Here is a 20,741-nt window from a genome sequence, read left to right as displayed (position 1 = left end):
CTCAGTTGTTTGTTCCGCTTAAGGAAATTCTCGGGTCAACTATTTTATAAACTATATCTACAATCAGATTCATTCCGATGATTAAGGTTGAGAGCACGATTGTTGTTGCCATAATAATCGGATAATCTCTGTCTATTATACTGGAAACAAAATAACGACCCAATCCGGGAACTCCAAACGTTGTTTCTACTACAAAACCTCCACAAAGCAGTCCTGCTGTCAATGGGCCCAGATAAGTAACAACCGGAATTAACGCATTACGAAGTGCATGTTTGAAAATCAAACTGCCTGTTCTCAGACCTTTGGCTCTGGCTGTCCGGATATAATCCTGATTGATCGCATCCAGCATACTGGTTCTTGTTAGCTTTGCCACATAACAGACATAATAAAGGCTCAATGCAATAGCCGGCATAATGATCGCTTTTGGATCGTTAAAACTTCCGGATACCGCTGGCAAGATTCCTAATTTTACCGAAAGAAGCGTCAGCAACAATGTTGCAACAACAAAATTTGGAGCCGCGATTCCTACTGTACTAAATACATTTAGAAAATTATCAACAGCTTTACCACGATTATACGCTGCAATACATCCGAGCGGGATTCCCATAAGAACGGTTAAAAATAAAGCTAACACTCCAAGCTGTATGGAAAGTTCAAATTTTCCCTGACCAAAAATAATGTCCTTCACTGGAGTTCCACGCTGCATTTTCAAAGATTCTCCCATGTCTCCATGCAGATAATTCAATAAATAATTCTTCATCTGCACAAGCAATGGCTGATCAAGACCATATTTCGCATTCGCAATTTCCATTTGCTCCACGGTTGTGTTCTCATCCAGAAACGGATTTCCAGGAATTGCATTCATTGCCAGAAAAGTGATCGCTGCAACCAAAAGCAGGGTAACTGCAGATGCAGCTACGCGTTTTAAAATGTACTTGAACAATCTTCTCGCTCCTTTCCAAATCTGCTGTTTTTGTTAAAAAGTACCCCGTTTGATCAATTTATACTTAACAATTCTACGCTGGACCAAATTTGGAAGTTTTCCTTCCATTCGTTCACAGAGCAGTTTGATCGCTTCCTCTGCATATTTTCCAAGGCTCTGCTCATAAGAAGTAAGATTGATCAACGGCAGATTACACATAGAATAATTTCCATAACTGATTACTTTTAATTTTTCCGGAATTGATATATTCAATTCCTGTGCAGCTCCGAGAAGAGGAAAGGCCGAATCATCATTTGCTGTGATTACTGCATCCAAATCCTGATTTTGTTTTAAATATGTTTCTGCTGCTTCCAAGAGCCAATTGGAGTCTCTGTTCTCGACCAGAGCACTATCCGGCACACAATGACAGAAATACTTTTCTTCCAGATGTAAATCATTATCTTCCAGTGCCTGTCTGATTCCTGCTTCTCTAAGATCTGAAGTAGACATTCCTATAGAAAACTGTGAAAAAAAACCGATTTTCCGACAGCCGCAATTAATCAGATTTAAAGTGGCACGGTAAGCACTCTCAAAGTCCTCGCCCGTTACTATGTCAAATGGATTATCTTTGGGTTCAAGATCGATCAGAACTACAGGAATACCTAATTGTCGCAGTTTCTCCAAAACGCTTACTCGATCGGAATAATAATAGATGACTCCTGCAACATTCTGGCTCTGCAAGTTATTAATGAATTCATTTTCATACTCTTCATTTGCAGGCTCCATGACCGTATTCACCGTATACCGATTATTATCGATATTCTCATAAATTTTTGGCAAATATGTCTGTGCCACATTACTCATTAGTCTGGAAAGATAGGGTGTGATCACAAGAACCTGTTTCTTCCCGCCACTTCCAATAAAGTTTTTTGCATTTTCATGTACAAACGTTCCCGCACCCTGTCTCCGGTACAGAATGTTTTGAACACATAAATCATCTAAGGCTCGACGAATGGTAATCCTGCTGGCATGATAAATATTGCACAACTCATATTCACTCTCTATTTTATCATTTGGCCGATATACATTTTTTTTGATCTTATCGATAATGCTCTGCTCGATCATCATATATTTCGCCTTTGAATTTGTCATAACATTTCCTCCTGATTATTTTTCTGCCCCAATGCGTTTTTTCGATAATGTATTTTATTTGTCATGTCATTTTTATACTTGTTATGACAACTTAACTATAGCATTCAGCTTGTTAATTGTCAATACACTTTTGGTTATTCATTATTGAATTCTCTTTTTTCGTGATTATCACCAATATTTTATGTAAACATTTTTTCAAAATCTGTGTTACCTGTAAACGCAAAAAGCGCCGGAGATCTTCTCCGACGCCTTTGTTTTATCTTATCCTTCTTCTTTTTTCTTCAGTCCCCTGGTGTTTTTTTCTACCAGTTTCCGTGCCAGCATGACCTGGTGGCCACAGCCGGTGCATTTGAGCCGGAAATCCGCTCCTACCCGGAGGATCTCCCATTCATGGCTGCCACAGGGATGAGGCTTTTTCAGCTTGACAATGTCTCCCACCTGATAATCCATTCTTTTCTCTCCGTTTCTTCTTTAGATCCTGGAAAAGATCTCCCCGATGCTTCCCTGCACCAGAAGATCCGCTCCCGCATCCTTTGGTGTGACGGACTTATTGACCATCACCAGTTTTTTTCCATTGTAATAGTCGATCAGACCGGCTGCCGGATAGACCACAAGAGAAGTGCCGCCCACGATCAGAACATCGGCATTGGAAATATAGCGGATCGCTTTGGAGATCACCTGCATATCCAGCCCCTCCTCATAAAGAACCACATCCGGCTTGATGAGACCGCCGCAGGTACAGTGAGGCACACCTTCCGCCTTCTGCATATATTCCGCATCAAAAAATTTGCCGCAGCGCGTACAGTAATTCCTGTGGATGCTGCCATGGAGCTCCAGTACCTCTTTGCTTCCGGCCTTCTGGTGCAGACCATCGATATTCTGGGTGATGACTGCCTTCAGGCGGCCTTCCTGCTCCCACTGGGCCAGTTTCCGGTGAGCCACATTGGGTTCGGCATCCAGAACCAGCATCTTGTTTTTATAGAACCGGTAAAATTCCTTCGGATTTCTCATGAAAAAGGTATGACTCAAGATGGTTTCCGGAGGATAGGCATATTCCTGGTTATACAGTCCGTCCTGACTTCGGAAATCGGGGATCCCGCTTTCTGTAGAAACACCCGCACCTCCGAAAAACACAATGTTTTCACTGCCCTCGATCCATTCTTTCAGCCTTTCGATCTTTTCATCCATATTCTGTTTCCTTCTTTCTCAATGGGCTCCTGCCCCTCAGGATCTGTCATTTCTTTTTCGCTATATAGGTCCTTGCCAGTTTTCCCTGTACGATAAAGCGCGTGGCTTCATTTCCGGTACAGGTGGAAAGCGTCACGATCTTGTCTTCCGCTGTCACCTTGATATCATTTCCCTTCACCACCGAACGGTCGTAGGCATCACGGATGAATTGATCAAAACTTCCTTCTTCGGAAAATGTGATCTGGTATGCCAGGCTGTCTACCGCCACCTCTGCGCAGGAGAAAATGTCATACCGATAGATCTTATCCGGTGTGTAGATCCAGAAATAAGGAGCTTTTTCGTAAACCTCGTCCTCATAAAATTTCCGGAGTGTACCAAACATGGAGCCGTTCTTCATATTATGGCCGTAAATGATCGTGTTTTTATCCGAAAAATCACTGTGGTTCTGATATTCCATAAAAATGCAGCCGGCAAAGTTGTCTACCCGTTCAAAGGTTCTGTGAAGATAATAGTCATTATCCGTACTCTGGGCGATCGGATAACTGATTCCTAAGGCACTGACGCGGATCCAGCCAATGATGTCCTCGTTTACCTTCTGCAGACTTTCAAAATCCACCGGATTTTTGAGTACCAGATAGGATCTCACCGTGGTCTGCCCTTTTTCATCCGTTTCGATCTCTGTCTCGGTCTCTCCTGTCGTATAAGGTTCTTTCTCGAGGTCTGTCTTATCTTTGGCCGTTTCTCCTTCGGAATCGGTCTCTGCCCCGGAAGCATCCGTCTGAGAGGAAACAGGTTCTCCGTTTTTGTCTGTTTCTCCTCTGTTTTCGCCACCGGAGGCACCACCCGTTTCATTCTCGGTGAACATCCCCTCCGACACGTATTTCTGTTCCAGAGAAGAATATTCATCCGTGCCCTTCTTGTATTCCAGATAGATGATGATCAGCTGAAAGGCACAGTAGCAGAAAACAGCCAGCGCTGCAAGAAAAACAACTCTCCAGATCAGATCACCGATGGTCTTCTTTTTCTTTGATTTTCTCATTCTTTCCCTCCGTTTTTCGCAATGCGTCCCCATTTTTTCGCTGCTGCCTGCTGCTCTTCCTCATGCCTTGGAAGCTTTACGGTAAACCGGGTGCAGACCGGGCTGCTGGACGCCGCAATGGCTCCTCCATGCAGTTCCACGATCTCTTTTGCAATGGAAAGCCCCAGTCCGGCACCGCCGGTCCGGCTCTGTCTGGCATTGTCCACCCGATAGAATTTCTCAAAAATAAAGTTCAGCTTCTGCGGGGGGATCTGATCGCCCTGGTTGGAAAAGGTGATGATGATATCCTTCTGCTCTCCAAAGGCACGGATATCAATGTTCGTGCCAGGATAACTGTAAGCGATGGCATTTCTCAGAAGATTGTCAAAAACCCTGGCCAGCTTGTCCGGATCTGCATCCACCAGAAGGTTGTCATCCGTGTGGATAGAGCAGGTCAGTGATTTTTCCGCCAGCACCGCATAGCTTTCATCGGCCAGCTGCTCCAGCATCATGGAAATATCCAGCGTTTCCTTCTGAAGCACGATATCCTGAAGATTAAAACGGGTGATTTCAAAGAATTCGCTGATCAGTTCACCCAGACGGATGGATTTTTCCAGAGAAATATGGATATATTTTTCCCTGTCTTCCTCCGAAAGCTCCGACTGCTCGTCCAGCATGGTGAGATAGGCGATGATAGAAGTCAGCGGTGTCTTCAGATCATGTGCCAGAAAGACCACCAGGTCATTTTTTCTCTGCTCGCTCTCCATTGCTTCATATTCCCGGCGTTTCAGAGTCATTTTCAAGGTATTCAGTTTTTCAGAAATCGGCTTCAGTTCCGGTTCCAGAGTCACAGGTGCCTCGGAATCACTGAGAATGTTTTCAATCTCTGCCCCGATGTTGTTGAGGTAGCTGGTCACTTTGGACATGGCTAGGTAGAAAAAGATCAGAAACAGAACAATGAAGCCCAGAGCCATAAAAAGTCCTTTATTCTGCATAAAGACCATGCCGTAGAAGCGGTTGGCCTCTGCCCGGTCCATCCCGGACTTCATCAGAAGATGGATGATGATCGTCGGAAAACTGTCCTGCAGGACTCCGTCGATCAGAAAAACCAGGACGATATATCCCACTGCCATGGAAAAAAACGCCATCAGCACCGTGCGGAGCATCAGGCTCCATTTTAATTTCCGGTAATTATTTTTCAACGCGGTATCCAACTCCCCAGACGGTCTTGATGAAATCCGATTTTCCCGTCGGTCCGCTCATTTTTTCACGGAGATGACGGATATGGACCATTACCGTATTATTGCTGTTTTTATAGTATTTTTCCTTCCATACCTGTTCAAAAAGCTGCTCGGAGCTGATGACCTGCCCCCGGTTTTCGCAGAGGATCCAGAGAATATCGAACTCGATCGGTGTCAGTGTCAGCTCTCTTTCATTATAAATACATTCATGTGTATTGCGGTTCAGGAAAAGACCGCCGAAATCAATGATATCTTCCTGCGGACGGTTTCCTTCATTGTATTTGGTAGAACGCCGGAGCTGGGCTTTGACACGGGCCATGAGCTCCAGAGGGTTAAAGGGTTTGGCGATGTAATCGTCCGCTCCCAGTGTCAGCCCGTTGATCTTATCCATATATTCTGTCTTTGCCGTCAGCATGATCACCGGAAATGTATACTTTTCCCGGATCTTCTGCAGGATCGTGAAACCGTCGATATCCGGCAGCATCACATCAAGAAGTGCCAGATCCGGTTTTTCTTTCTCCACAGCCTCCAGGGCATCACGGCCATTGTAGCACTTCACGACCTGATAATTCTCGTTTTTCAGGTAAAGCTCTACTACGTCGGCAATTTCCCTTTCATCGTCTACGATCAATACTTTACTCCCCATTTTTATGCCTCCTCGTAACAACAGAACTGCTGCACCAAAGGCATGGCAGTGACACACAGCCGGAAAAAGTCTTCTGTGTCTGTCAGCGCCATGTTTCCTCCCCCGGTGCAGCAGTCTTTTCTCAGGTTTTCAGTTTAAAGTTCACAGGTTCCAACAGTTCTCGGGAACGGCAGTACGTCACGGATGTTGCCCATACCGGTCAGATACATCACGCAGCGCTCAAAGCCCAGTCCGAAACCGGCATGACGGGTGGAACCATATTTGCGAAGATCCAGATAGAAGCCGTAATCCTCTTCCTTAAGACCCAGTTCTTTCATTCTGGTCAGAAGCTTCTCATAATCGTCCTCTCTCTGGCTTCCGCCGATGATCTCACCGATGCCCGGAACCAGACAGTCCATAGCGGCTACGGTCTTTCCATCGTCGTTGAGTTTCATATAGAAGGCTTTGATCTCCTTCGGATAATCGGTAACGAATACCGGTTTCTTGAAGACTTCCTCTGTCAGATAACGCTCATGCTCTGTCTGCAGATCAATGCCCCAGGATACCTTGTACTCAAATTTGTCGTTGTGTTTCTCCAGGATCTTAACGGCCTCGGTGTAGGTTACATGGCCAAATTCAGAACCTGCCACATGTTTCAGACGCTCGATAAGACCTTTGTCCACGAAGGAATTGAAAAAGTTCATCTCTTCCGGCGCATGCTCAAGAACATAGTTGATGACATATTTCAGCATGGACTCTGCCAGGATCATATTGTCCTTCAGGTCTGCAAACGCGATTTCCGGCTCGATCATCCAGAACTCAGCCGCATGACGGGTAGTATTGGAATTCTCTGCACGGAAGGTCGGTCCGAAGGTATAGATATTGCGGAAGGCCTGTGCGAAGGTCTCGCCGTTTAACTGGCCGCTTACGGTCAGATTGGTCTCTTTTCCGAAGAAATCCTTGCTGTAATCAATGGAGCCGTCCGGATTTTTCGGTGGGTTGTTCAGATCCAGGGTGGTTACCTGGAACATCTCGCCGGCACCCTCACAGTCACTTCCTGTGATCAGGGGTGTATGCACATAAACGAAATCTCTCTCCTGGAAAAATTTGTGAATGGCATATGCGATCAGGGAACGTACACGGAATACGGCCTGGAACGTGTTGGTTCTGGGACGCAGATGTGTGATGGTACGCATATACTCCATGCTGTGGCGTTTCTTCTGCAGCGGATAATCCGGTGTGGAAGCACCCTCGATAAAGATCTCTTCTGCCTGGATCTCAAAAGGCTGTTTTGCTTCCGGAGTAGGAACCAGTGTTCCTTTTACGATCACGGCTGCACCGACGTTGATCTTGGTCAGCTCCTGGAAGTTCTCCATGGTGTCATGATATACGATCTGCAGGGTCTCAAAAAAAGTACCGTCATGCAGTACCAGAAAACCGAAGGCCTTGGAATCACGGTTGCTTCTTACCCAGCCGCCAACCTGGATTTCCTTGTTCAAATATTTCTCTCTGTTTCTGAAAATTTCTCTAACTGTAATGAGTTCCATTTTTCTTTTCCTATCCTTTGTTTAATGATTAATGGCCTAATTGTTTACAGTATAGCCTATTCGAAAGATCTATGCAAGGGTGGTTCTTTTTTTCTTGGCCGGTTTACGTTTTTTTCATAGAAAAAGTACTGATTTCTCTGTGTTGTAAATTGATTTTTGCATGAAATTGCACTATAATGTTTAGTGATCGATTAATTTATCACAGATTGGAGTTTTCTTATGGACCGTATTTTTAACATGGACAACAAATTTTTCACCTTCATGAGCAGGGTGGCAGACCTTATCATCCTGAACCTTCTTTTCCTGCTCTGCTGTATCCCGATCGTTACCATCGGACCTGCTATCACTGCTATGTATTATGTAACGATGAAAATGGTCAGAAATGAGGAATCCTACATTGCCCGTTCTTTCTTTAAATCCTTTAAAGAGAATTTCAAACAGGGCGTTGCCATCTGGATGATGGCTTTGGTCCTCATCCTTCTGGAGTTTATGGATTTCTTCATTATGAAGCAGCTCAGCGGCGGTATTTATACCGTTGTGAAATACGGACTTCTGGTCATTGCTCTTCTCATGGCTATGATCCTTCAGTACGTTTTCCCGCTTCTGGCAAAGTTTTACAACACCGTGAAGAATACCATCCGGAATGCACTCCTGATGTCCTTAAGACATCTTCCTTACACGATCCTGATGCTGCTGATCAACATCGCTCCCATCATTGCGATGCTTCTCAACACCATGATCTTCTCTTACGGGATCCTGGCATATTTCCTGCTGGGCTTCTCCACACTGGCCTTTGCCAACTCCTTCTTCCTGGTGAAGATCTTCGACAAGTACATCCCGCAGGATGAGGATGCAGAGGAAGAAAAGGATGCAGATGACTGGACCATCGAGGGTCTCCGCGAAGAGCTCGAAGACAGCTCCGATGATACCGCAGCTTCCGCCGGCCAGGATACAACAGAAGACGACACGACAGAGCAGTAAGCTTTTCTCTACTGACTGCTGCATCTGCCGCCCCGAACAGTAATTTCCGCGAGGTGAACCATGCAGACAGGAAGTAAAGAACTGATCCGTGACATCAATTTTCATCTGATTTTAGAAGTCATCATCAATGAAGGTCCCATTTCCCGTGCGGGACTTGCCAAACACCTTGGTCTTACCAAAGCCACTGTCTCCTCCATCGTTCAGGAGCTTCTGGATTCCGGCCTGGTCAGGGAGATTGGCAGTGCCCCGGTGGAAAAGGGTCGGAAACCCATCCTCCTGAGTCTTGATCAGGAGGCCGGATACGCACTTGCCGTCAACATCGAGACCACAGGGATCACGGTCATGTCCGCAGATCTTCTGGGTACCGGCTGCCGGCTGAAGCAGTATCCGGTCAGGGCTTTTGATGAAGGCTTTTTTTCTTTTCTCCTGGAAACCCTGAAAGCTGCCATAGAGACCCTTCCGCCTTCCCGCTACGGTGTGGTCGGCATCTGCCTGGGCGTCCACGGCGTTTCCAGAGGCAATCGGATGATCTTTGCCCCGTATTACTCCCTGGATAAAGAACTGGCCGGACGGCTCACGGAAAGCCTGGATATTCCGGTCTATCTTTACAATGAGGCAAACCTTTCCGTTCTGGGCGAACGGACCTTTGCTTTTAATTTTCCGGACATGATCAATATCAGCATCCATTCCGGTGTGGGCATGGGCATCCTGATCCATGACCGCCTCTACACCGGCGCCAACGGGTTTGCCGGAGAGCTTGGACATACCATTGTCGAACCGGACGGACGCCCCTGTCCCTGTGGAAACCATGGCTGTCTGGAACAGTACATCTCTGAAAGAGCCCTTCTTCAGGACCTTTCGGAACAGAAAGGGAAGCCCGTTTCCTTAGATGAGCTGATCCGGCTCTCGCGGAATGAGGATCCCGATGCCCTGCGGATCCATGAACGCTTCCTGAAATACATGAGCATCGGCCTGAACAATGTTCTCAACACCTTGAATCCGGGTCTGATCGTCATCAACAGCTCCTTTACGACCTATTTTCCGGACATTACGAAGACCCTGGAAAAATCCCTGAATAACCGGATGGGCCGTCCTTTAAAGATCCGCCCGTCACATCTGCAGGACACCGCCATTCTTCTGGGCGGCATTTATGTCGTCCTGAAGGAATTTCTGGAGGTGGAAAACCTCAGGCTGAAGCCTGCCGTCCATGAAGAGGAATGACCCGGTTTTACAGGATTTTCCGTTACAAAAAAGACTCTGACAGCTGCACGCATAAAATGTGCGGTCTGTCAGAGTCTTTTTTATTCACTCAAAGCATTGCAAAGAGCTGCAAACTGTTCCAGCGTCAGGGCTTCGCCGCGGACACTGGGAGATACGCCCAGTGTTTCGATGGCTGCTGCCACCTGTTCTTTACTGAAATGCAGCTCCGGAGAGTTTACCAGTCCGTTCTGCAACGTTTTTCTCCGCTGGTTGAAAGAGGCACGGATCAGGCGGAACAAAAGAGCTTCGTCTTTTACCTTTACAGGTGTCTCTTCAAAACGGGTCAGCCGGATCACGGCACTTCCCACATTCGGACGGGGCATAAAGCAGTTTGGCGGCACATTGGCTGCCAGATAGGGATCGGCATAATACTGGACTGCCAGGGAAAGAGCGCCGTAATCCTTTGTTCCCGGACCTGCCTGCATCCGGAGAGCCACCTCTTTCTGTACCATGACGGTCAGACTCTTCAGCGGCACATGACTCTCAAAAAGGCCCATGATGATCGGTGTCGTGATGTAGTACGGAAGATTCGCCACCACCTTGATGGGTTTTCCGCCATTTCTCTCCTCAGCCAGTTTTTTCAGGTCTACCTTCAGAACGTCCTCGTTGATGACACTGACGTTGTCGTAGGAGCTCAGGGTATCTTCCAGAATGGGGATCAGACTGCTGTCGATCTCCACAGCCACGACTTCCCGCGCTGCCTCTGCCAGATACTGCGTCAGTGTACCGATGCCGGGACCGATCTCCAGGACAAAATCATCCTTTGTGATCTCCGCCGCAGCGATGATCTTATCCAGCACATGGGGATCGATGAGAAAGTTCTGGCCGAATTTCTTCTGAAAGGTAAAGTTATATTTCTGTAAGACCTCGATGGTCTTCTGGGGATTTGATAATTTTTCCATTTTATCCATTGATCTGATACATCCTCATTGCGTTTTCCCAGGTGGTCTCTTCCACCGTTTTCGGGTCGATTCCTTTGATCTTCGCGATCTCTTCGATTACATACGGAAGGAAAAGGGAAGAATTCCTTTTTCCGCGGTAAGGCGTGGGGGCCAGATAGGGACAGTCTGTTTCAATCAGGATCCGCTCCAGAGGTACCGCTTCTGCCACTTCCTTCAGGACTCTGGCATTTTTGAAGGTGACCACGCCGCCGATGCCGATATAATAGCCCATTTTCAGATATTCTGCCGCCATCTCTTTCGAACCGGAATAACAGTGGATCACACCCCCTGTCGTTCCTGCATGGTGTTCCTTCATAATGTCAAAGGTCTCCTGTGAGGCTTCCCGGCTGTGAATGATGACCGGAAGCTTTACCTCTTTGGCAAGCTCCAGCTGGCGGATGAACCACTTTCTCTGCAATTCATCCGATTCCGTATCCCAGTAGTGATCCAGACCGATTTCTCCGACAGCCACGATCTTTTCCCGGCCGGCCAGTTCCTTCATCCACTGGATTTTTTCCTCTGTCAGTTCTCCCACATGATCCGGATGGACTCCCACAGAGCCGTAGACAAACGGATATTTTTCCGTAAGTTCTACCGTGGTCGCCACACCGGAAAGCTGGGCAGCCACGTTCACGACCGGTGAGACCCCTTTTTCCGGAAGGCTCTTTAAGAGCTCCTCCCGGTCTTTCTCGAATGCCTCATCATCATAATGGGCATGACTGTCAAATATCATTTTACAGTAACCTCCAGCACTTTGCTCCAGGGACTGTAGACATTCTTCTTTCCGACCTTTGCCATGGCGCAGATCTTAAAGTAATAGGTCCGTCCCTTTTTCAGATTTTTCCAGGTGTAAGAGCGACCGGTACTGGTGCAGAGCTTCCGGAATTTCCGTCCGGGTGCATTGGTCCAGTAGACGGTACAGTTTTTTGCACCCTCCGGGACCTTCCAGGCCAGCTTCACACCGCCCTCCAGCGCTTTTCCATACAATACCGGTGTCTTCGGATGAACGGTCACATAGAAGCTCTTCACCGCTCCGGCTCCGTAGCGGGCCTGGCAGGTGATCTTCACTTTTCCGGGCCGGTTGGCCTTCAGAACACCGCTCTTTGTGACAGAAGCGATCTTCGGATCGGAGCTTTTCCAGTTTACCTCTTTATGCAGGGCATTGACTGGAAGGATCTCTGTCTGAAGTAACTGTTTTTCTCCAACATTCAGATCTGCCGGTGCATTTACTACACGCACCGCCGATGCATAATTTCTTACCGTCACGGTAAATTTTGTCCGGACCCTGCTTCCGTCTCCGGCCGTACAGGTGATGACAGCGGATCCCTTTTTCAGGGCCAGAAGGCTTCCGTCTTCCGTTACCGTTACCACGGAAGGACGGGAGCTTTTATACGTAAGCGCCGTATTGGCGGCATTGGAAGGAAGCAGCTCCAGCTTCGGCCGATACTTCTTTCCCACTGCCAGACGGATGTTTTTCGCCTCCGGCCGGATCGCCGTCAGCTTCACCTGAACCTTTACCTTCGCACACAGACTCTGCCGGTCGCCATAGCGGGAAGTGCAGGTAATGGTGGCTTCTCCGCCTTTTTTCGCTGTGACCGTACCGTTTTCATCCACGGAGACCACAGAACTGTTACTGGAGCTCCACTGGAAGGTTTCCGGTGCCACTGCCGCCGAAGCCTTGGAAAAACCACTGTTTTTCAGGTAGACCGTAAGCTTTTCACTCTTTCCCGGCTCCAGCTCCAGAGCGGTCTTTCCCAGGTAAAAGGTATAGTTTTCGCCTGCAACGCGGATATCTGTGAGTTTGCTGATATCTGCCTGTTTTCCCGGACGCTCTGCCTTTTCCCTACCGAAAAGCTGTACCCAGCATTTGATTTTCCCCTGGGAAAAACAGCCAACGCCGATGCTTTTTACCTCCGGATCCAGAATATGGCCTTTAAAGCCTTCAGACTGCATCCAGACTTCCATGGCTTCTCTGGCAGAACCAACTCCGATGAGGCGGTTTTCTGCACGGGCTTTGCTGCTCACGGAATCAAAGCTGGCTCCATTTGGGCGCTGCTCGGAATAAAGCACGTTCAGCTCCGCACTCCGGATCATGGCTCCCTCCAAAAGTTCCCGGTCCATCTCCACCGGTTCCAAACCAAGCTTTCCCCGCTCCTGATTGACCAGCGTCAAAATCTTCTCTGCTTCCGAATAGAGATATGTACCGAAAATCTTCAGTCCGCCCTTTTTCCGGTAGGAACCGTCTCCCTGATCTTCCAAATCCTCCGGAAGATTCAGCGTCAGGGATGTACAGCCAAGGAATGCGTTTTTATCGATCCGGTAAACCTCTGACGGGATCGCAAAATTTTTCAGGGAACGGCAGAGACAGAAGCTCTGCTCACCGATGACCTCCAGTTTTTTCCCGGTTTCTACAGTCTCCAGGGCCGTACAGCCACGGAAAAGCTGAATAGGAAGCTTCTTCACACCGGAGCCCAGAACGGCATTTTTCAGAGCGGTACACTCCTGAAATGCTCCTGTTTCCAGTGTCTTCACCGAATCCGGAAGTGCAAGAGAGACCAGGCTCTTACAGCGGTAAAAGGCAAAGCTTCCAATCGTTTTCAGGCTTTTCCCAAAGTGGAGCTCTTCCAAGGCCTCACAGCCACGAAAGGCATTGGTCTCTATCGTCAGGACGCTGTCCGGAAGACTCACCCTCTGCACGGTTTTCTGATCCTGAAAAGCTCCGGAAGCGATCGTTGTGATGCCGGGCTGGATCTGGATCTCCGTGATCCCTGAAAAATCCATATTTTTCAAAGCTTCTTTTGTCAGCGCACCTTTTCCGGAAAGCAACAGGATATTTCCTTTCCGGACCACAGAGATCTCTCCGGCTGCTTCTGCCGTTTTCGCACGTCCTGTTTCGGAAGCTGCCGTGATCACCTCCGGTGTTCCGGCTGCCTTTGCACAAAGCTCCGGTCCACCACCGGAAAGCATTGCAGCCGCCAGAAAGCAGGCCGCTGCTTTTTTCCACAGATTCGCCATGTTCTCTCCTCCTCTCTGAAAGATAAGCCCGGCGAGGGCGGCTTTCTGCCGCCTGCCAGGCTTGGAACAGTTACGTGATTTAGCAGATTTCTGCGCCTGCGGGCATTTTTTTCTCAGGTACCATAAGGGCCAGTTCGCCGTTTTCATCCTCGGCACAAAGGATCATTCCCTCAGAAAGAACGCCGGCCAGTTTCGCAGGTTTCAGGTTCACCAGGACCATTACCTTTTTACCGACCATCTCTTCCGGTGAATAGTGTGCTTTGATACCGGATACGATCTGTTTTACCTCACTTCCGATCTTTACCTGGGAGCAGAGCAGTTTCTTGGATTTTTTCACTGCTTCGCAGGAGATGATCTCACCTACCTGGAACTGCATTTTTTCAAAGTCCTCAAAGGTGATCTCTTCTTTTTTCGGAATGTCGATCACCGGCTCTTCCTCTTTGACTTCCTCGGTCTCACCGGCTGCCGCTTTCTTGGCTTCTACCTTTTCCAGAACCTCTTTGATATCCTGACGGGCAAAAAGGATCTCCGGCTGCTCGGTCACTTTAGTTCCGGACTCGTAAAGACCGAAGGTATGCATCTCGGAAAGCTCTCTCTTGCTGCCGTTCAGCTGAGCCAGGATCTTTGCGGAGGTTTCCGGCATGAAAGAGTAAAGGAGGCTTCCACCGATGCAGATGCTCTCTACCAGGTTGTAAAGAACGGTTGCCAGACGATCCTGTTTCTCCGGATCTTTTGCCAGAGCCCAGGGCATGGTCTCATCGATGTATTTGTTGCAGCGTTTGAAGAGAACAAAAATTTCGCTGATGGCATCTGCTACACGGAGCTCATTCATCTTCGCATTGACTTTATCCACGGTGGAAAGAACGACCTGCTTGAGGTCCTCATCCATGGTATCGGTCACACCTTTGTCTGCCACAACGCCGTCGAAATATTTATTGGACATGGAAACGGTACGGTTCAGAAGGTTTCCGAGTGTATTTGCCAGGTCGGAGTTCAGACGCTCTACCATCAGATCCCAGGTGATGACACCATCGTTCTCAAAGGGCATCTCATGAAGAACAAAGTAACGGACTGCATCTACGCCGAAGAGCTCTACCAGATCATCTGCATAGATCACGTTTCCTTTGGATTTACTCATTTTTCCGTCGCCCTGCAGGAGCCAGGGATGGCCAAATACCTGTTTCGGCAGAGGCAGATCCAGAGCCATCAGGAAGATCGGCCAGTAAATGGTATGGAAACGGATGATATCTTTTCCGATCAGATGAAGGTCTGCCGGCCAGTTTTTGTTGAAGAGCTCACTGCTCTCGCCGTCACAGTCATAGCCGATACCGGTGATGTAGTTGGTCAGGGCATCCAGCCATACATAAACCACATGCTTCGGATCAAAGTCTACCGGGATTCCCCATTTGAAGGAGGTTCTGGATACACACAGATCCTGAAGACCGGGCAGGAGGAAGTTGTTCATCATCTCGTTTTTACGGGATACAGGCTGGATAAACTCCGGATGCTCATTGATATAATCGATGAGCTTCTGTGCATATTTGCTCATTTTGAAGAAGTAAGCTTCCTCACGGGCAGGCTGTACCTCACGGCCGCAGTCCGGACATTTGCCGTCTACCAGCTGAGACTCAGTAAAAAAGGACTCACAGGGAGTACAGTACATACCTTCGTAGTAGCCCTTGTAGATATCGCCTTTTGCGTACATTTTTTTGAAGATCTTCTGAACCTGTTTCTCATGATACTCATCGGTGGTACGGATGAATTTATCATAGGAAGTGTTCATAAGATCCCAGATCCTTTTGATCTCGGTGGATACATGATCAACAAACTCCTTCGGAGTGATGCCAGCCTCCTCGGCTTTCAGCTCGATCTTCTGACCGTGCTCATCGGTTCCGGTCTGGAAGAATACATCATAGCCCTGCTCTCTCTTGAAACGGGCAATGCTGTCTGCGAGAACGATCTCGTAGGTGTTTCCGATATGCGGCTTACCTGAGGTATAGGCAATGGCCGTGGTGATGTAATATTTTTCTTTTGACATGTGTAGTTCCTCCTTTTTAATTCCGCAGAGACGATTCCAGACAGGCGCAGCATACCACATCAGCGTATCTGTCCTGGCTGTCCGAATGCCCTGCATCAATTGCTTCCCGCGAAAAAAACCGCCTTCCCGGGGATCTCCCAGAGAAGGCGGCATAAAACCGCGTTACCACTTCACTTCATCTCCTTCTCACAAAGGAGACCTCATTGGGTGCTCTTCACACCCTTCCGCTGTAACAGGCGGTCCTGTCACCGGCTTGCCGTCCCATGAAAGCTCACCCGTGCCGCTCAGAAGCCATCTTCACCCATCGTCCCTATAGCCCCTCTCAGCAAACAGGCCTCTCTGTGATATTTCTTATGGGTTACTCTCTTCATCTCTGCGTTTTACCTAGATTTTAGGCTATCACAGGCGGTTGGGGTTGTCAAGGGAAAGATTTCTGATCGCTGATGGTGTAGAAGACTCGATCTCTATCCGCATTTTTGTCATCGGCTCCATCTCAGGAGGATTTCTTTTACTTTCTGGTTATACTAAAACCTTTACTCCCCTCTGGCTTTTCCATTACAAAAATGCTATGATAGTGAAAAGAAAAACTTGAAAGAGGGATAAAAGATATGGAGATCAAGCCAAACCCAAATGCAGTAAAGATGATTCAGGAATTGTCAGATGCAAAAGCACCATCCGGATTTGAAGATGAAGCCGTAGCAGTCGCAAGAAAGTACAGCGCAGATTTTGCCGATGCCAGTGAGGACTGCCTGCGCAATCTTTATCTGCATGCAAAGAACAACACAGGCGACAAACCTGTTTTTATGCTCGATGCCCACAGCGATGAGGTAGGACTGATGGTTCATTCCATCAAGCCAAACGGAACCCTTCGTTTTGTTTCACTCGGAAGCTGGAGTGACAATTCTCTTCCGGCATCAAAGGTACTTGTACGCAACAGACACGGAGAATTTATTCCCGGTGTTATCGCTGCAAAACCGCCTCATTTTATGACACCGGAAGAACGCCAGCATGCAGGAAGCACTTCGATCCAGTCCCTGGTGATCGATATTGGTGCGGTCAGCAAGGAAGATGCTGTAGAAAACTTTGGAATCCGCATCGGAGAACCCATTATTTCCGATGTTCATTTTTCCTACGATGAAGCCCATGATGTGATGATCGGAAAAGGCTTTGACTGCCGGATCGGCTGTGCGGCACTTCTGGAAACGATGCGCCGTCTTTCAGCAGAGGATCTGAATGTCGATCTGGTCGGCGTATTGTCCACACAGGAGGAACTTGGAGAAAGAGGCGTCAAAGCGGCCGTCGGAAAGGTTGCACCGCAGATCGCCCTGTGCTTTGAGGGCTGCCCGGCAGATGACACCTTTACCGAACCGTATGCGATCCAGACCGCACTCAGAAAAGGCCCCATGCTCCGTTTCATGGATAAATCCATCGTCTGCTCTCCGAGATATCAGCGCTATGTACTGGATCTTGCAGAAGAAAAAGGTCTGGCTGTACAGTCTTCTGTCCGCGAAGGCGGCGGAAACAACGGTGCGATCATCAACACCGCGCTCGACGGCATTCCGGTTATCGTTGTCGGTGTTCCTGTTCGTTATATCCATTCTCATTACGGTATCACTTCCTATTATGACTTTGAGGCGACCGTACAGCTGGCAACCGAGGTTGTCCGCTCTATGACAGCCGACATCATCCGCTCCTTTTAAACAGGCACAGATTCCCTGCTTTTATTGTGAAAACAATAGGCAGGGAATTTTTTTAAAAAAACACTTGCATTTTTCTTTTTTTATGTTATAGTAGTTATAGAACAAATGTGACGATGTCAGGTTCCAGGCTTTCGCACTTGCACAAGAGCCTTTGAACCTAGCACTCTCAGCGTTCTGAAGCAGTTTTCAACATATCCTACTATACCAAAAGGAGGCAGGACTTATGAATATTAATAAATTTACACAAAAATCCATCCAGGCCGTCAATGACTTGGAAAAAATCGCATATGAATACGGAAACCAGGAGATCGAAGAGGAACATCTTCTCTACTGTCTTCTGAACCAGGAGGACAGCCTGATCCTGAAACTGATTGAAAAAATGGAGATCAACAAGGACGAATTCCAGCGCTCTCTTATCGATGCACTGAATAAACGGCCGAAGGTTTCCGGCGGGCAGGTCTACATCGGTAAAGACCTGAACCGTGTACTGGTGAGCGCCGAGGATGAGGCCAAGGCCATGGGAGATGAATACGTCTCCGTGGAGCACCTCTTCCTTTCCCTGCTCCGTTATCCGAATGCCGGCATCCGTGACCTGTTCCGGGACTACGGCATTACGAGAGATCGTTTTCTTCAGGCTCTCTCCACTGTCCGCGGCAATCAGCGCGTGACCAGTGATAACCCGGAGGTTACGTATGACACTCTCACCAAATACGGCGAAGATCTGGTGGAAAAAGCCAAAAACCAGAAGCTGGATCCGGTCATCGGCCGTGATACAGAAATCCGTAACGTGATCCGTATCCTCTCCCGTAAGACCAAAAACAATCCGGTCCTCATCGGTGAACCCGGTGTTGGTAAAACGGCAGCCGTTGAGGGTCTGGCACAGCGTATCGTCCGCGGTGACGTTCCGGACACGCTGAAGGACAAGACCATCTTTGCCCTGGATATGGGTGCTCTGGTAGCCGGTGCCAAATACAGAGGTGAGTTTGAAGAACGTCTGAAAGCCGTTCTGGAAGAAGTCAAAAAGAGCGACGGCAAGATCATCCTCTTTATCGATGAGCTGCATCTGATCGTCGGAGCCGGAAAGACCGACGGTGCCATGGATGCAGGCAATATGCTGAAACCTATGCTGGCCCGTGGGGAACTCCACTGTATCGGTGCTACTACTCTGGATGAATACCGGGAGTACATCGAGAAAGATGCCGCTCTGGAACGGCGTTTCCAGCCTGTTATGGTCAATGAGCCGAGCGTGGAAGATACCATTTCCATCCTGCGTGGACTGAAAGAGCGGTATGAGGTTTTCCATGGTGTAAAGATCACCGACAGTGCTCTGGTGGCAGCTGCCACTCTTTCCAACCGTTACATCTCTGATCGTTTTCTTCCGGATAAAGCCATTGACCTGGTGGATGAGGCCTGTGCTCTGATCAAAACCGAGCTGGATTCCATGCCTACCGAGCTGGATGAGCTCCGCCGCCGTGTCATGCAGATGGAGATCGAGGAAGCCGCACTGAAAAAAGAGACTGACAGCCTGAGCCAGGAGCGTCTCGCTGACCTTCAGAAAGAGTTGGCAGAGCTCCGCGATGAGTTCAATACGAAAAAAGCCCAGTGGGACAATGAAAAACATTCTGTTGAAAATCTTTCCAGACTGCGTGAGCAGATCGAGGACATGAACAAACAGATCGAAAAAGCAAAACAGAATTACGATCTAAACAAAGCCGCTGAACTGCAATACGGTGAACTGCCCAAGCTTCAGCAGCAGCTTTCCATCGAGGAGGAAAAGGTGAAAAACGAGGATCTCTCCCTGGTACACGAAAGTGTCACCGATGATGAGATTGCCCGTATCGTTTCCCGCTGGACCGGCATCCCCATTGCCAAACTGACAGAGGGAGAACGAAGCAAGATCCTTCATCTGGACGAAGAACTCCACAAACGGGTCATCGGTCAGGACGACGGTGTCCAGAAGGTAACAGATGCCATCATCCGTTCCAAAGCAGGCATCAAGGATCCGACCAAGCCCATTGGTTCCTTCCTGTTTCTCGGCCCCACCGGTGTCGGTAAGACCGAGCTTGCCAAAGCCCTGGCACAGAGCCTTTTTGACGACGAAAACAACATGGTACGTATCGATATGAGTGAGTACATGGAGAAATATTCCGTGTCCCGTCTGATCGGAGCTCCTCCAGGATACGTTGGATATGAGGAAGGCGGTCAGCTGACCGAGGCCGTGCGCCGGAAACCGTACTCCGTTGTTCTTTTCGATGAGATCGAAAAAGCCCATCCGGACGTTTTCAACGTGCTCCTTCAGGTACTGGATGACGGTCGTATCACCGATTCCCAGGGACGGACCGTAGATTTTAAGAACACGATCCTCATCATGACATCCAACATCGGTTCTTCCTACCTGCTGGATGGTATCTCCGAGGATGGTTCCATCAAAGAAGAAGCTTCCAATCTGGTCATGAATGACCTCCGCGGTCACTTCCGTCCGGAGTTTCTGAACCGTCTGGATGAGATTATCATGTTCAAGCCGCTGACCAAGGGCAACATCGGCCACATCGTAGATCTGATGATGGCAGACCTGAACAAACGGCTTGCCGACCGGGAGATTTCTCTGGAGTTGACACCGGAAGCAAAAGACTATATCATAGAAGGCGGCTACGACCCTGTCTATGGTGCAAGGCCTTTAAAACGGTTCCTCCAGAAACATGTGGAGACTCTTGCAGCCCGTGAAATCTTAAGCGGTGAGATCCATGAGGGAGACACCATTCTCCTCACATTAAAGGACGGAACTCTGAAAGCAGAAAGGAAAGCCGGATGATTCCAAAGGATCCTGTCATTCTGTTGAGCTATGTAAATACACAGCTTCGGGACTATTTTGATTCCCTGGATGCGTTGTGTTCCCTTCGGGGAATCCGTAAGGATTCCCTGATCGCGACGCTTGACAGCATTGACTATCATTATGACGAAAAAACGAACCAGTTCATTTAATGGCTGGTTCGTTTTTTTTGTCATGATCCTGAAAGACGCGTCTGTCCTGGAATTGATCTATTTTCTGTCAATTTCCATTAAAAAAGTGAATTATTTTTATGTGATTTTCTACTTCCTTTTTCCGTACGGGG

General features: G+C 48.3%; 17 protein-coding genes and 1 other annotated feature. Of the genes, 5 read left to right on the top strand and 12 right to left on the bottom strand.

The window, feature by feature from the left end:
* Position 1 precedes the first annotated feature (1 nt).
* The 8 genes from DXA57_RS09020 to asnS form a co-directional block, all read right to left on the bottom strand.
* On the bottom strand, positions 2 to 943 hold the full coding sequence (locus DXA57_RS09020) for an ABC transporter permease (RefSeq protein WP_117766754.1): 942 nt from the start codon (positions 941 to 943) through the stop codon (positions 2 to 4).
* Positions 944 to 976: 33 nt separating this feature from the next.
* Positions 977 to 2,074, bottom strand: a complete 1,098-nt coding sequence (locus tag DXA57_RS09015; RefSeq protein ID WP_117766752.1) for a GntR family transcriptional regulator — start codon at positions 2,072 to 2,074, stop codon at positions 977 to 979.
* Positions 2,075 to 2,335: 261 nt separating this feature from the next.
* Positions 2,336 to 2,524: a DUF951 domain-containing protein gene (locus tag DXA57_RS09010; protein ID WP_117766750.1), complete on the bottom strand. Its 189-nt coding sequence runs from the start codon at positions 2,522 to 2,524 to the stop codon at positions 2,336 to 2,338.
* Positions 2,525 to 2,545: 21 nt separating this feature from the next.
* On the bottom strand, positions 2,546 to 3,262 hold the full coding sequence (locus DXA57_RS09005; protein ID WP_117766748.1) for an NAD-dependent protein deacylase: 717 nt from the start codon (positions 3,260 to 3,262) through the stop codon (positions 2,546 to 2,548).
* A gap of 46 nt (positions 3,263 to 3,308) precedes the next feature.
* Positions 3,309 to 4,301, bottom strand: coding sequence for a class B sortase (gene srtB / locus DXA57_RS09000; RefSeq protein ID WP_158571276.1), 993 nt, complete (start codon positions 4,299 to 4,301; stop codon positions 3,309 to 3,311).
* Positions 4,298 to 5,482 (bottom strand): sensor histidine kinase, encoded by a 1,185-nt coding sequence (locus DXA57_RS08995; protein WP_243005755.1) that lies wholly within the window; start codon positions 5,480 to 5,482, stop codon positions 4,298 to 4,300. The genes srtB and DXA57_RS08995 overlap by 4 nt, the downstream gene beginning before the upstream one ends.
* Positions 5,472 to 6,167 (bottom strand): VanR-ABDEGLN family response regulator transcription factor, encoded by a 696-nt coding sequence (gene vanR / locus DXA57_RS08990; RefSeq protein ID WP_117766742.1) that lies wholly within the window; start codon positions 6,165 to 6,167, stop codon positions 5,472 to 5,474. The genes DXA57_RS08995 and vanR overlap by 11 nt, the downstream gene beginning before the upstream one ends.
* Before the next feature lie 134 nt (positions 6,168 to 6,301).
* Complete coding sequence (gene asnS, locus DXA57_RS08985) at positions 6,302 to 7,693, bottom strand: asparagine--tRNA ligase (protein WP_117766740.1); 1,392 nt, start codon at positions 7,691 to 7,693, stop codon at positions 6,302 to 6,304.
* 219 nt (positions 7,694 to 7,912) lie between these two features.
* On the opposite strand from asnS, the gene DXA57_RS08980 reads away from it, so the two are divergent.
* Positions 7,913 to 8,674, top strand: a complete 762-nt coding sequence (locus DXA57_RS08980) for a YesL family protein (protein ID WP_117766738.1) — start codon at positions 7,913 to 7,915, stop codon at positions 8,672 to 8,674.
* Between the two features lie 60 nt (positions 8,675 to 8,734).
* On the top strand, positions 8,735 to 9,895 hold the full coding sequence (locus DXA57_RS08975) for an ROK family transcriptional regulator (RefSeq protein WP_117766736.1): 1,161 nt from the start codon (positions 8,735 to 8,737) through the stop codon (positions 9,893 to 9,895).
* A gap of 80 nt (positions 9,896 to 9,975) precedes the next feature.
* Here the strand turns inward: DXA57_RS08975 and rsmA are convergent, their stop codons facing one another.
* The 4 genes from rsmA to metG all read right to left on the bottom strand — a co-directional run bounded on the left by rsmA (position 9,976) and on the right by metG (position 15,928).
* Entirely contained in the window at positions 9,976 to 10,836 is an 861-nt protein-coding gene (gene rsmA / locus DXA57_RS08970) for a 16S rRNA (adenine(1518)-N(6)/adenine(1519)-N(6))-dimethyltransferase RsmA (protein WP_117766814.1), read from the bottom strand.
* Position 10,837: 1 nt separating this feature from the next.
* The gene (locus tag DXA57_RS08965) at positions 10,838 to 11,608 is read right to left on the bottom strand and encodes a TatD family hydrolase (protein ID WP_117766734.1); all 771 of its coding nucleotides are present in this window, start codon (positions 11,606 to 11,608) and stop codon (positions 10,838 to 10,840) included.
* On the bottom strand, positions 11,605 to 13,890 hold the full coding sequence (locus DXA57_RS08960; protein ID WP_158571275.1) for a leucine-rich repeat protein: 2,286 nt from the start codon (positions 13,888 to 13,890) through the stop codon (positions 11,605 to 11,607). The genes DXA57_RS08965 and DXA57_RS08960 overlap by 4 nt, the downstream gene beginning before the upstream one ends.
* Positions 13,891 to 13,969: 79 nt before the next feature.
* Positions 13,970 to 15,928 carry a methionine--tRNA ligase gene (gene metG / locus DXA57_RS08955; RefSeq protein WP_117766812.1) on the bottom strand — a complete coding sequence of 653 codons (1,959 nt, stop codon included), beginning with the start codon at positions 15,926 to 15,928 and terminating at the stop codon, positions 13,970 to 13,972.
* 139 nt (positions 15,929 to 16,067) lie between these two features.
* Positions 16,068 to 16,311: a binding site (T-box leader), on the bottom strand.
* 225 nt (positions 16,312 to 16,536) lie between these two features.
* Here metG and DXA57_RS08950 point away from each other — a divergent pair.
* The 3 genes from DXA57_RS08950 (at position 16,537) to DXA57_RS08940 (ending at position 20,610) form a co-directional block, all read left to right on the top strand.
* Positions 16,537 to 17,628 (top strand): M42 family metallopeptidase, encoded by a 1,092-nt coding sequence (locus DXA57_RS08950; RefSeq protein ID WP_117766730.1) that lies wholly within the window; start codon positions 16,537 to 16,539, stop codon positions 17,626 to 17,628.
* Between the two features lie 223 nt (positions 17,629 to 17,851).
* Entirely contained in the window at positions 17,852 to 20,440 is a 2,589-nt protein-coding gene (clpB, locus tag DXA57_RS08945) for an ATP-dependent chaperone ClpB (protein ID WP_117766728.1), read from the top strand.
* Positions 20,437 to 20,610, top strand: coding sequence for a DUF4250 domain-containing protein (locus tag DXA57_RS08940; RefSeq protein ID WP_117766726.1), 174 nt, complete (start codon positions 20,437 to 20,439; stop codon positions 20,608 to 20,610). The genes clpB and DXA57_RS08940 overlap by 4 nt, the downstream gene beginning before the upstream one ends.
* Positions 20,611 to 20,741: the final 131 nt, after the last annotated feature.

The sequence above is a fragment of the Blautia sp. OF03-15BH genome (assembly GCF_003463065.1).
Classification (GTDB): Bacteria; Bacillota; Clostridia; order Lachnospirales; family Lachnospiraceae; genus Limivivens.
The sequence above is the reverse complement of the archived record's forward strand: the minus strand, read 5'-3'. Positions and strand labels throughout refer to the sequence as shown.

What these genes read in the sequence shown, in the direction of transcription:
- DXA57_RS09015 (WP_117766752.1), bottom strand. Translation starts at nt 2,074, where the DNA reads ATGACAAATTCAAAGGCGAAATATATGATGATCGAGCAGAGCATTATC.
- DXA57_RS09010 (WP_117766750.1), bottom strand. Translation starts at nt 2,524, where the DNA reads ATGGATTATCAGGTGGGAGACATTGTCAAGCTGAAAAAGCCTCATCCC.
- DXA57_RS09005 (WP_117766748.1), bottom strand. Translation starts at nt 3,262, where the DNA reads ATGGATGAAAAGATCGAAAGGCTGAAAGAATGGATCGAGGGCAGTGAA.
- srtB (WP_158571276.1), bottom strand. Translation starts at nt 4,301, where the DNA reads ATGAGAAAATCAAAGAAAAAGAAGACCATCGGTGATCTGATCTGGAGA.
- vanR (WP_117766742.1), bottom strand. Translation starts at nt 6,167, where the DNA reads ATGGGGAGTAAAGTATTGATCGTAGACGATGAAAGGGAAATTGCCGAC.
- asnS (WP_117766740.1), bottom strand. Translation starts at nt 7,693, where the DNA reads ATGGAACTCATTACAGTTAGAGAAATTTTCAGAAACAGAGAGAAATAT.
- DXA57_RS08980 (WP_117766738.1), top strand. Translation starts at nt 7,913, where the DNA reads ATGGACCGTATTTTTAACATGGACAACAAATTTTTCACCTTCATGAGC.
- DXA57_RS08975 (WP_117766736.1), top strand. Translation starts at nt 8,735, where the DNA reads ATGCAGACAGGAAGTAAAGAACTGATCCGTGACATCAATTTTCATCTG.
- rsmA (WP_117766814.1), bottom strand. Translation starts at nt 10,836, where the DNA reads ATGGAAAAATTATCAAATCCCCAGAAGACCATCGAGGTCTTACAGAAA.
- DXA57_RS08965 (WP_117766734.1), bottom strand. Translation starts at nt 11,608, where the DNA reads ATGATATTTGACAGTCATGCCCATTATGATGATGAGGCATTCGAGAAA.
- DXA57_RS08960 (WP_158571275.1), bottom strand. Translation starts at nt 13,890, where the DNA reads ATGGCGAATCTGTGGAAAAAAGCAGCGGCCTGCTTTCTGGCGGCTGCA.
- metG (WP_117766812.1), bottom strand. Translation starts at nt 15,928, where the DNA reads ATGTCAAAAGAAAAATATTACATCACCACGGCCATTGCCTATACCTCA.
- DXA57_RS08950 (WP_117766730.1), top strand. Translation starts at nt 16,537, where the DNA reads ATGGAGATCAAGCCAAACCCAAATGCAGTAAAGATGATTCAGGAATTG.
- clpB (WP_117766728.1), top strand. Translation starts at nt 17,852, where the DNA reads ATGAATATTAATAAATTTACACAAAAATCCATCCAGGCCGTCAATGAC.
- DXA57_RS08940 (WP_117766726.1), top strand. Translation starts at nt 20,437, where the DNA reads ATGATTCCAAAGGATCCTGTCATTCTGTTGAGCTATGTAAATACACAG.